Here is a 10,976-nt window from a genome sequence, read left to right as displayed (position 1 = left end):
CCAGCCACTGGCTGGCGGCGGGCTCGCGCCCCTGACAGCAGACGATCACCTGCTTGGCGAGGCTCGCCACGTCCGGCCCGAACATGGGGTGCAGCCCCAGCACCGGCCCCTGGTGTACCGCCAGCATATGGGCAAGCGGTTCACTCTTGACGCTGGTCACGTCCACCAGCAGGCAGTCCGCCGGCAGGTTGCCGAGCCGGTCGATCACCTGGCAGGTGACGTCGATGGGCACCGCCACCATCACCAGCCCGGCGCCGTACAGGATCTCGTCGGCGCGCGGCCAATCGGCCTGACCCAGGGTTTCGACCCGGTAGCCCGAGAGGCTGAACAGGTTGCCGAACAGACGCCCAAGCTGCCCCTGGCCACCGATGATCACCACCTTGCCGAGCTCAGGCTTCATGCACTTGAAGTGGTGCTCCTTGTCGCTGGCGGACTCCAGAATATAGGACTCGCGCATCACCCGGCGCAGCACATCCTCGATAAGGTCCCCCGGCACCCCCAGTGCCTCGGCCTCGGCGCGGCGGCGGGCCAGCATGCTCGCCTCCCGATCCGGTGCATAGATGGGCAGGCCGTACCGGCTCTTCACTTCCCCCACTTCCCCCACCAGGGCGAGACGGGCGGCCAGCAGATCAATCAGCTGCTTGTCCACCGCATCTATCTTGTCCCTGAGGGCATTCAACTCTTCCGCCATGTCCAGTCCCTGCTGGCGCCGCCCGCAGCGACGCCCTGTCATTCAAGAGGCAACAAGGTATCACTGCGTGGGCAGTGATACCTCGATGGTTCAATCAGTTACAACAAGATACCACGGCTTATGCCGATGTTCTGGCCAAAAGTGGTGCCGCCAGCTGGCTGTGGCAGCGGGCCAGCAGCGCATCCGTGGTCTCCCAGTCGATGCAGGCATCGGTGATGGAGACGCCGTAGCGCATCTCGCACTTGGGCTGCTCGCTGGACTGGTTGCCTTCGAACAGGTTGGATTCGAGCATCACCCCGATGATGGAGCGGTTGCCCTCCTGGATCTGGTGAATGACGTTGTCGGCCACCTTGGGCTGCAGCCGGTGATCCTTGCTGGAGTTGCCATGGCTGCAATCCACCACCAGACCGGGCAGCAGACCCGCCTTCTCCAGCGCCTCTTCCGCCAGCGACACATTGACGGAATCGTAATTCGGGTGCTTGCCGCCGCGCAGGATCACATGGCCATCCGGGTTGCCCTGGGTCTGCAGCAGCGCGACCTGACCCTGCTGGTTGATCCCCATGAAGGCGTGGGGGCTGGAAGCGGCCTGCAGCGCATTGATGGCGGTGCCGAGGTTGCCGTCGGTGCCGTTCTTGAAGCCAACCGGCATGGAGAGGCCGGAGGCCATCTCCCTGTGGGTCTGGGATTCGGTGGTGCGGGCACCGATGGCAGACCAGGAGAAGAGCTCCGCCAGGTATTGCGGGCTGATGGGGTCGAGCGCCTCGGTCGCCAGCGGCAACTCCAGCTCGGCCAGCCAGCAGAGCAGCTCGCGGGCGCGGTGCAAACCCAGCTCCACGTCAAAGGTGCCGTCCAGGTTCGGATCGTTGATAAAGCCCTTCCAACCGACCGTGGTGCGCGGCTTCTCAAAGTAGACCCGCATGACAATGTAGAGAGAGTCCTGATAGGCGTCATGCAGCGCTTTGAGTCTGGTTGCGTACTCTTTGGCAGCGTCCATGTCGTGGATGGAGCAGGGACCACAGATCACCAGCAAGCGGTGATCGCGACGGTGGATGATGTCGGCGATGGTATTGCGGGCCCCTTGCACGAATGCCAGCGCGCGATCGGAGATGGGCAGTTTCTCCTTGAGCTGGGCAGGCGTGATCATCACTTGTTCGGACTGGATATGGATGTTGTTCAGGGGATCTCTTTGCATCTTCTCATTCTCTCTACTGTTTCAAGCCAAGGGCACTGACCGTTCGTTTTTGTTTACACAAGTCAGCGCTTTGTTACGCAACCGCCCCCACCTTACCAAGGAAAAACAAACAATCAAGTGAAACTAGCGTATTTGCACGCTGAAAGATGGATAAATGACCAAGAATGCAGAGTGAAACAACTCAAAAGTAGCGACTCGCGAGGCCAAACCAGCTCCAAATCGTAAAGATTTAATTACACGCATCCATTTCAATATCATCTCTCTGCCCCCTCTCATGGCCCCTTATCCGGCCCCTCATCCCGGCGATAATGCCGGGCACAAAAAAGCGGGGCACCTGGCCCCGCTTGCATTCCCGTGTTGCTCTTCTTTTATTATTTACCGTGAGCCTTGATAGCCTCGACCGCCTTGTCGGGGAAGTCGCTGAATACCCCATCCACATCGGCCTGGTAGAGGAAGATGTTGAGCAGGTCGGTGAAGTCTTTCGCATAGGCCGGGATCTGCCCCTCATCCTGACGGAAGGTATAAGGATGCACCTTGAGACCGGCCGCGTGGGCCTCTTTCACCATGCCGGTGAAGACCGGCTTGCCGGGAGTGCCCGGCTCGGTCACCACCATGGGTTTCCAGGGACCTATCCCCTCGGCATAGGTGGCGATGGTCTTCATGGCCCCCGGCTTGAACATCCAGTCGTAGTCATAGGGGGTTGCCTTGCCCTTGGCATCGTAGACCATGGTCTCGTTCCAGTCGGTCTCGGCCATCAGCTGCACCAACTTCAAGTCCATACCCATGGCGGGCATCAGTTCGCTGTTGATGCGCTTGAGCTCGTTGGCATCGAAACACTGCAGATAGACCTTGTCGCTCTTGCTGGTGTAGCCGTACTCCTTCAGTACCTTGAGCACCGCCCTGGAGATGTCCTTGCCCTCGTGGCGGAACAGCCAGGGAGCCTTGATCTCCGGGTAGATGCCGATGTGCTTGCCGGTGCTCTTGTTGAGCCCCTGGATCATCTCGATCTCTTCCTGGAAGGTGTGGATCCTGAAGCTCGACTTCCACAGCGGGAAGCGCGCCGGATAGACCGGCACCTGCTTGCCGTCCACCAGCTGGAACGGCTCGGTCATGCGCAGGGAGCGCACCTCCTCCAGGGTGAAATCCACCACATAGTAGCGACCGTCCGGGCGGGCCCGGCCGGGGAAGCGCTCGGCCACGTCCGTGATGCCATCAAGGAAGTGATCGTGCATCACCACCAGCTGGTCATCCTTGGTCATCACCAGGTCCTGCTCCAGATAGTCGGCGCCCATGCCATAGGCCAGGGCCTTGGATTCCAGGGTGTGTTCCGGCAGGTAACCGGAGGCACCACGGTGGGCGATCACGATTTTGCCTTCGTCGGCCGCCAGTGCAGGCAGCGCCAGGGCAGCCCCGAGGCCAAGGGCTATCAGGGTACGGTGAGGTTGCTTCATCAAGAGATCTCGTTGTTATGGTGTGTAGGATGCAGGTAATTGTTATAGCAGGGGTTTATTGCAGTTTGACGGCGGACGGCAAAGGCCGCCCGCCGTGGGTCATCAGCTGGCCTTGGGCAGGCCGTGGTGGTGTTCGTGCAGCCAGGCACCGAGCTGCTGCTGTTCGGATTCCGACAGGCGCAGCCCCAGCTTGCTGCGGCGCCACAGGATGTCCTCCAGGGAGTGAGCCCATTCGCGCGCGATGAGATAGCGCACTTCGGATTCATACAGCCCGGCGCCAAAGTGCTGGCCGCGCTCCTCCTTCAGCCAGAGGCGGGCATGAGCGCCATAGGATTCGGCGATGCGCAGGGCGCTGCGATCGTCGAGCCAGTCGAATTCCAGCGCAAAGGCTCGCGCCAGTTCACGCACCGAGCAGTCGAACTCGCCACCGGGCAGCCGGCTGTTGGCGGTCCAGTCCTCTCCCATCTGGCTGAACCAGGGCTTGAGCTTGTTGCAGGCGGCCTGGGCCAGCTTGCGGTAGGTGGTGAGCTTGCCGCCAAACACCGACAAGAGCGGCGCGCCGTCGGATTCACCACTGAGCTCGAGCGTGTAGTCCCGGGTCACCGCCTGGGGTGAATCAGATTCGTCGTCACACAGGGGGCGCACCCCGGCATAGGTCCACACCACGTCTGCCGGGCTTATCTGCCTGGTGAAGTGGGCATTGACCACCTTGCACAGGTAGTTGATCTCGGCATCGCTGATCTTGGCCTCCCGCGGACTGCCCTTGTGCTCCACGTCCGTGGTGCCGATGAGGGAATAGTCCTGCTGGTAGGGGATGACGAAGACGATGCGGTTGTCCTCGTTTTGCAGGATGTAGGCCTCTTCGCGCTCATGGATGCGCGGCACTATCATGTGGCTCCCCTTGATGAGGCGAATGCCGCGGGGGGATTTCTCGCTCAGGCTCTCGTCATAGAAGGTCTTGACCCAGGGGCCCGCCGCATTGACCAGACCACGGCAGCTGACGGTGAACTGCTCGCCCCCTTCCCGCTCCAGCGTCAGGGTCCAGTGCTTGGATCCGCGCACCGCCTTGACGCAGCGGGTACGGGTCTGCACATCGGCGCCCTTGTCCCGCGCCAGCATGGCATTGAGCACCACCAGCCGGGCGTCGTCGACCCAGGCGTCCGAGTATTCAAAGCCCTTGTTGATGCCGCTCTTGAGACCGTCCTGCGGCAGGAAGCGCAGACCGCAACTCCCCTTGAGCTTGTCCCGCTTGGCCAGGTTGTCATAAAGGAAGAGACCGGCTCGGATCATCCAGGCCGGACGCAGGTGCGGGCGATGAGGCAGACGAAAACGCATGGGACGGGCGATGTGGGGAGCCATACCGAGCAGGACCTCCCGCTCCGCCAGCGCCTCTTTCACCAGCCGGAATTCGTAATGTTCGAGGTAGCGCAGGCCGCCGTGGATCAGCTTGCTGGAGTTGGACGAGGTGGCAGAGGCGAGATCGCTCGCCTCGAACAGCGCCACCTTCAGCCCCCGCCCCGCCGCATCTGCCGCGATGCCGACCCCGTTGATGCCGCCGCCGACGACGACCAGATCATAATGTTCGCTCATGTTCACCTACTTTCTTATTTTGTGTTTGCCATGACAGCAATGTTTGATTTCGCTCATATTAGAACATGAAAAACCAATAAACGAACATTTCGTGAGAGAAATGTGATCGCGATTGTTTTCACAATGCTAAAAATGCTGCCAGTCGGTGACGGCCTGGCAAGGCTAAGGTCTGCCGGAAACAGCCACTTCGGGCTGGGAGGAGAACAAAGAGTCACGGATGGGGAGGCCATGAGGCAAAGTGATGAGCGCCATGGCGTGAATCCCTCACAGGCGCCTAGCGTCGGTGCAAACCTGGCGCCCGAGTGCGGGGGCAACATCAGGGGGTCAAATGAAGGAGTGTCAGCGCCAGGAACTGGCCTCTTAGGCGCCGCAAGGGAGACGCCGCAGGCCGGGAGGGGCAGGAAAAAAAGCGGCCGCCCCGAGGCGGCCTGATGCCTGTGCGGGGAAGCTCAGCAGATATGGCAGGCGATCTGATGCTGGGACATCAGTCGCATCAGCTTCTCCGGCGGCTCCTGATCCGTGAACAGGGCGTGGATCTGGTTGAGGTTGCCGAGGTTGACCATGGCGTTGCGGCCAAACTTGGTGTGGTCGGCGGCCAGGAACACCTGGCGGGAGTGGGCGATGATGGCCTGGGCGATCTTCACCTCGTGATAGTCGAAATCGAGCAGGGAGCCGTCGCTGTCGATGCCCGAGATGCCGATGACGCCGTAGTCCATGCGAAACTGGCCGATGAAGTCGCGGGTCGCCTCCCCGACAATGCCGCCATCCCGGTTGCGAATTTCACCGCCGGCGATGATGACGGTGAAGTCATCCTTGGCGGTCAGGATGCTGGCGACGTTCAGGTTGTTGGTGACCACGCGCAGCTCCCGGTGGTCGAGCAGGGCACGGGCGATGGCCTCGGTGGTGGTGCCGATGTCGATAAAGAGCGACGAGCCGTCGGGTATGTTGGCGGCCACTTCCCGGGCGATGCGCTCCTTCTCCTTGAGCTGCATCACCTTGCGGGCACTGTAGGCGGTGTTGACGGTGCTCGAATGCAGTGAGGCCCCGCCGTGATGGCGCCGGATCTTGTTCTGTTCGGCGAGATCGTTGAGATCCCGGCGAATGGTCTGGGGGCTGACGTCAAAATGGGTCACCAGATCGTCGGTCGAGACGAAACCCTGCCGGGTCAGGACGTCCAGGATCTCCAGATGTCGTTGGGTTTGCTTCACGCTTGCACTCCGCAGATGAGACGAAAAAAGGCCCCGGCAGGTGCGGGGCCTTTGGCAGTGTACCTGATCCCTTTTCCAATCGATAAGGGCAGGATCACGTTTTATGCCTTATGGGCAGCCGCCTTGGCGGCAATCGACTCGTTCTCGTGCTTGAGGGTCATGGCCAGCAGGATGATGGAGAGCACGCAGGAGACGGTGAGCACCATGAAGCCGCCGTCCCAGCCGAAGTGGTCAACGGTATAGCCCAGCATGGCGTTGGCCGCGACCGCGCCACCCAGATAACCGAACAGGCCGGTGAAGCCCGCCGCGGTACCGGCCGCCTTCTTGGGCGCCAGCTCCAGGGCGTAGAGGCCGATCAGCATGACGGGGCCATAGATGAGGAAGCCGATGGCGACCAGGGCCATCATGTCGATGGTCGGGTTCCCCGCCGGGTTGAACCAGTAGACCAGCACGGAGAGGGTCACCAGCACCATGAACAGGATGCCTGCCGGGGCACGACGGCCCTTGAACATCTTGTCGGAGATCCAGCCGCACAGCAGGGTGCCCGGGATCCCCGCCCACTCATAGAGGAAGTAGGCCCAGGAGGAGTGATCCACGCTGAAGTCCTTGGCCTCTTTCAGATAGGTGGGCGCCCAGTCCAGCACGCCGTAGCGGATGAGGTAGACGAAGGCGTTGGCGATGGCGATGTACCAGAGCAGCTTGTTGTGCAGCACGTACTTCATGAAGATCTCCTTGGCGGAGAACTCCTGCTCGTGGCTTTCGTTGTAATCCTTCGGGTAGTCGTTCTTGTACTCCTCGATGGGGGGAAGACCGACCGATTGCGGGGTATCGCGCATCACGAAGAAGGCGATCACCGCGATGGCCGCCGCCGCCGCCGCAGGCACATAGAAGGCGCTGCGCCAGTCGTTGAACCAGCCCATGCCGAGGATGAACAGGGGGCCTATCATGCCGCCGCCCACGTTGTGGGCCACGTTCCAGACCGAGACGATCTCACCCCGCTCCTTCTGTGACCACCAGTGCACCATGGTACGGCCGCAGGGAGGCCAGCCCATGCCCTGTGCCCAGCCGTTCAGGAACAGGAGCACGAACATGATGCCAATGCTGGAGGTAGCCCAGTGCATGGTCCCCATCATGAACATGATGCCTGCCGAGAGCAGCAGACCGGCGGAGAGGAAATAGCGCGCGTTGGATCTGTCCGACACGTTCCCCATCAGGAATTTGGAGAGACCGTAGGCGATGGAGACGCCGGAGAGGGCCAGACCCAGATCCCCGCGGGAGAAGCCCTGCTCGATGAGGTAGGGCATCGCCAGACTGAAGTTTTTCCGTACCAGGTAGTAACCCGCATACCCGAAGAAGATCCCGAAGAACACCTGCCAACGCATGCGTTTGTAGAAGGGATCCACCTTGTCGGCCGGCAGCCGGTCGATATGGGGTGCAGGCCTGAAGAGACTAAGCATGTTCTGCTTCCTTTTATTGTTGTTCTGGGCGGTTGAGGACGCCCCGCTCATGCCGGCGATCAGACGCATCTTGATTCGCAAGCGAGCCTATTGTGCTCATTTGTGAACATTTAATCTGTGATGAGCGCTAAATTATTGCAGTTTTATTACAAAAATTGTGACGCAGTGAGTGAACGCGCATCCAGGGTCAGCCCACGCATGGCGTGGCTTTTGGCTACTCACTAAGGAGTAATATGGCCGACAACTGTTGCTTTTCGTCACATTTTCTTAGCAATGAATGGGATCTTGCCCACATTTCCAGTGGCGGGGGTATGGTGAATTGACGCAGAAGGTTTATTTTCTCTCTCGTCCAAGAACGAGCGCAAACGAGCATAACGTTTGCGCAAGCTCAAAAAACAAGAAGAAACGTTTTCGGGCGCAATGAATGGGAATGAAAGATAACAAAACGGAACATCAAACCTACTGTGGGTGGATATAAGGAATAACAACTATGAGCATACAAAGACCCAATACCCTGCTTGGCGAGTGCCTCGCCGAGTTTATCGGCACCGGCCTGCTGATCTTCTTCGGCGTCGGTTGCGTGGCCGCCCTGGTGCTGGCTGGCGCCAACTTCGGGCAATGGGAAATCTCCATTACCTGGGGCCTGGGTGTCGCCATCGCCATCTATGTCACCGGTGGCATCTCCGGTGCCCACCTCAACCCTGCCGTGACCCTGGCGCTGATGACCTTCTGCGGCTTTGACAAGCGCAAGGTGGTGCCCTTCATCATCGCCCAGATAGCCGGGGCATTCGCCTCCGCCGCCCTGGTCTACGCCCTCTACAGCAACCTGTTCACCCAGTGGGAGCTGACCCACAACGTGGTGCGCGGCAGCGTCGAGAGCCTCGGCACCGCAGGCATCTTCTCCACCTACCCCAATGCCCTGCTCTCCAACATGCAGGCTTTCGCGGTCGAGATGGTGATCACCGCCGTCCTGATGCTGGGCATCATGGCACTGGGTGACAACAACAACGGCGCCCCCAAAGGCTTCGCCGCCGCCCTGCTCATCGGCATCCTGATCGCGGTGATCGGCGCCTCCCTCGGCCCCTTGACCGGCTTTGCCATGAACCCGGCCCGTGATTTCGGCCCCAAACTGTTCGCCTTCGTGGCTGGCTGGGGTGACGTGGCCCTGACCGGTGGTCGTGACAACCCCTACTTCTGGGTCCCCATCCTTGGCCCCATCGTCGGCGCCCAGATCGGTACCGCCCTGTATGTGAAAGTGCTGGCTCCCTGCGTCCCGGGCAACCGCGTCGCCACCGAAGAAGCCTCCAAGCTGTCTAACAAAGAAGAGGCCGCCGCCTGAGAGCGGCCCTCCCCAACGTGTAACAACGTGGAAAATAAAAACGTGGAGAACATCATGTCTGCTGAAAAGAAATTTGTCGTTGCGCTGGACCAGGGCACCACCTCCTCCCGTGCCATTGTCTTCGATCAGGACGCCAACATCGTCGCGACCTCCCAGCGCGAATTCACCCAGCACTACCCGAAAGCGGGCTGGGTCGAGCACGACCCCATGGAGATCTGGGCGACCCAGTCCTCCGTCTTCACCGAAGTGCTGGCCAAGAGCGGCCTGCACAGCGAGCAGATCGCCGCCATCGGCATCACCAACCAGCGTGAAACCACCGTCGTCTGGGAAAAGGCCACCGGCAAGCCCATCTACAACGCCATCGTCTGGCAGTGTCGCCGTACCGCCGCCATCTGTGAAGAACTGAAAGCGCGCGGCCTGGAAGAGTACGTTCGTGAAAACACCGGTCTGGTGCTGGACGCCTACTTCTCCGGCACCAAGGTGAAGTGGATCCTGGACAACGTGGAAGGGGCCCGGGAGAAGGCGATGAACGGCGAGCTCTTGTTCGGCACCATCGACACCTGGCTGGTGTGGAAGATGACCAACGGCGAGGTGCACGTCACCGACCCGACCAACGCCTCGCGCACCATGCTCTACAACATCCGCGACCTGAAGTGGGATGAGCGCATGCTGGACGAGCTGGGCATCCCCGCCTCCATGCTGCCGCAAGTCAAACCCTCCTCCGAGGTCTATGGCTACACCACCCGTGGCGGCGGCGCCCGCATCCCCATCGCCGGTATCGCCGGTGACCAGCAGTCCGCCCTGTTCGGCCAGCTCTGCTTCGAAAAAGGGATGGCCAAGAACACCTACGGTACCGGCTGCTTCATGCTGATGAACACCGGCACCGAGCCGGTTCGCTCCAGCAACGGCCTGCTGACCACGGTCGCCATCGGCCCGAAAGGGGAAGTGAATTATGCCCTCGAGGGTGCGGTATTTATGGGTGGCGCCACCATCCAGTGGCTGCGCGATGAGCTCAAGATCATCCACGATGCCCGCGATACCGACTACTTCGCGAGCAAGGTAGGCGACACCAACGGTGTCTACCTGGTGCCGGCCTTCGTGGGCCTGGGCGCCCCCTACTGGGATCCGTATGCTCGCGGCACCATGGTCGGCCTGACCCGTGGCGCCAACCGCAACCACATCATCCGTGCGGCGCTCGAATCCATCGCCTACCAGAGCCGCGACGTGCTGGATGCCATGCAGCAGGACTCCGGCATCAAGCTGGCAGCCCTGAAGGTGGACGGCGGCGCCGTGGCCAACGACTTCCTGATGCAGTTCCAGGCTGACATGATGCACACCCCTGTGGTGCGTCCGACCCGCATCGAGACCACCGCCATGGGCGCCGCCTTCCTGGCCGGCCTCGCCGTGGGCTTCTGGAAGAGCTCCGAAGAGCTGGAAGACAAGTTCAGCGTGGACCGCGAGTTCATTCCGCAGATGGACCGCGACGATCGCGCCAAGCGCTACAGCGGCTGGAAGAAGGCGGTAGAACGTTCACGCCGTTGGGCCGAAGAGGAGTGATGGGGTAACCGACGCGTCCTTGAGATGAAAAAAGCAAAGAGGCCGACAGCGATGTCGGCCTCTTTTTATTGGCGAGCGCGAGTGTTCTGACCGCCCCCGACCCCAACCCTTCCCTTGCCAAGGGGTGGGAGAAAATGACCCCTCCCCCTCGTGGAGGGGAAGGGCGGGAGGGGATTGGCCCTGTCGGAACACGCCTAGAGCGCGTGGTTGCCGAGCTGCTCTTTCAGGAAATCGAGCCAGACCCGCAGCCGGATGTCCCGCTGGGCATCGGAGTAGAAGACCGCATGGATGGGGCGCGAGGCGCCGCTGTTGCTGCGGGCCAGCACCTCCACCAGCGCCCCGCTCGCCCTGTCATCCCCCGTCATGAAGTCCGACAGGCAGACGATCCCCTGCCCCGCCAGCGCCAGCTGACGCAAGGTTTCCCCGCTGCTGGCCCGCAGGGTCGGGGGGATGGCGAATCGGTCCCCCTGCTCCTCGCTCAATAGACTGTG

At 61.3% G+C, this 10,976-nt stretch carries 9 protein-coding genes; 2 read left to right on the top strand and 7 right to left on the bottom strand.

Annotated features, from left to right (window positions below; all coding sequences use genetic code 11):
- The 6 genes from tyrA to glpT all read right to left on the bottom strand — a co-directional run.
- On the bottom strand, nucleotides 1-691 hold a 691-nt coding region (tyrA, locus tag AACR77_RS06440; RefSeq protein ID WP_231563167.1), incomplete at its 3' end, for a bifunctional chorismate mutase/prephenate dehydrogenase.
- A 118-nt stretch (nucleotides 692-809) separates the two neighbouring features.
- On the bottom strand, nucleotides 810-1,883 hold the full coding sequence (locus AACR77_RS06435) for a 3-deoxy-7-phosphoheptulonate synthase (protein ID WP_010674236.1): 1,074 nt from the start codon (nucleotides 1,881-1,883) through the stop codon (nucleotides 810-812).
- 371 nt (nucleotides 1,884-2,254) lie between these two features.
- Nucleotides 2,255-3,334, bottom strand: coding sequence for a glycerophosphodiester phosphodiesterase (gene glpQ / locus AACR77_RS06430; RefSeq protein ID WP_042880437.1), 1,080 nt, complete (start codon nucleotides 3,332-3,334; stop codon nucleotides 2,255-2,257).
- A gap of 102 nt (nucleotides 3,335-3,436) precedes the next feature.
- Nucleotides 3,437-4,924 carry a glycerol-3-phosphate dehydrogenase gene (gene glpD, locus AACR77_RS06425; protein WP_042880436.1) on the bottom strand — a complete coding sequence of 496 codons (1,488 nt, stop codon included), beginning with the start codon at nucleotides 4,922-4,924 and terminating at the stop codon, nucleotides 3,437-3,439.
- A gap of 449 nt (nucleotides 4,925-5,373) precedes the next feature.
- Nucleotides 5,374-6,132, bottom strand: coding sequence for a DeoR/GlpR family transcriptional regulator (locus AACR77_RS06420; RefSeq protein ID WP_010674233.1), 759 nt, complete (start codon nucleotides 6,130-6,132; stop codon nucleotides 5,374-5,376).
- Nucleotides 6,133-6,233: 101 nt separating this feature from the next.
- A complete protein-coding gene (glpT, locus tag AACR77_RS06415; protein ID WP_041212777.1) occupies nucleotides 6,234-7,589 on the bottom strand; it encodes a glycerol-3-phosphate transporter in 1,356 nt (451 codons plus the stop codon).
- Between the two features lie 490 nt (nucleotides 7,590-8,079).
- On the opposite strand from glpT, the gene AACR77_RS06410 reads away from it, so the two are divergent.
- Nucleotides 8,080-8,928 carry an MIP/aquaporin family protein gene (locus AACR77_RS06410; protein WP_042880435.1) on the top strand — a complete coding sequence of 283 codons (849 nt, stop codon included), beginning with the start codon at nucleotides 8,080-8,082 and terminating at the stop codon, nucleotides 8,926-8,928.
- A 54-nt stretch (nucleotides 8,929-8,982) separates the two neighbouring features.
- Complete coding sequence (glpK, locus tag AACR77_RS06405; protein ID WP_010674229.1) at nucleotides 8,983-10,485, top strand: glycerol kinase GlpK; 1,503 nt, start codon at nucleotides 8,983-8,985, stop codon at nucleotides 10,483-10,485.
- 194 nt (nucleotides 10,486-10,679) lie between these two features.
- On the opposite strand, the gene AACR77_RS06400 is transcribed toward glpK, so the two are convergent.
- On the bottom strand, nucleotides 10,680-10,976 hold a 297-nt coding region (locus tag AACR77_RS06400), incomplete at its 5' end, for a LysR substrate-binding domain-containing protein (RefSeq protein WP_231563166.1).

This window comes from Aeromonas sp. ZOR0002 (genome assembly GCF_963866995.1).
In the GTDB taxonomy this organism is placed as follows: Bacteria; Pseudomonadota; Gammaproteobacteria; order Enterobacterales; family Aeromonadaceae; genus Aeromonas; species Aeromonas caviae.
Note: the sequence above shows the minus strand (reverse complement) of the source record. Positions and strands in the feature narration are given on the sequence as shown.

What these genes read in the sequence shown, in the direction of transcription:
- AACR77_RS06410 (WP_042880435.1), top strand. Translation starts at nt 8,080, where the DNA reads ATGAGCATACAAAGACCCAATACCCTGCTTGGCGAGTGCCTCGCCGAG.
- glpQ (WP_042880437.1), bottom strand. Translation starts at nt 3,334, where the DNA reads ATGAAGCAACCTCACCGTACCCTGATAGCCCTTGGCCTCGGGGCTGCC.
- AACR77_RS06435 (WP_010674236.1), bottom strand. Translation starts at nt 1,883, where the DNA reads ATGCAAAGAGATCCCCTGAACAACATCCATATCCAGTCCGAACAAGTG.
- glpD (WP_042880436.1), bottom strand. Translation starts at nt 4,924, where the DNA reads ATGAGCGAACATTATGATCTGGTCGTCGTCGGCGGCGGCATCAACGGG.
- glpK (WP_010674229.1), top strand. Translation starts at nt 8,983, where the DNA reads ATGTCTGCTGAAAAGAAATTTGTCGTTGCGCTGGACCAGGGCACCACC.
- glpT (WP_041212777.1), bottom strand. Translation starts at nt 7,589, where the DNA reads ATGCTTAGTCTCTTCAGGCCTGCACCCCATATCGACCGGCTGCCGGCC.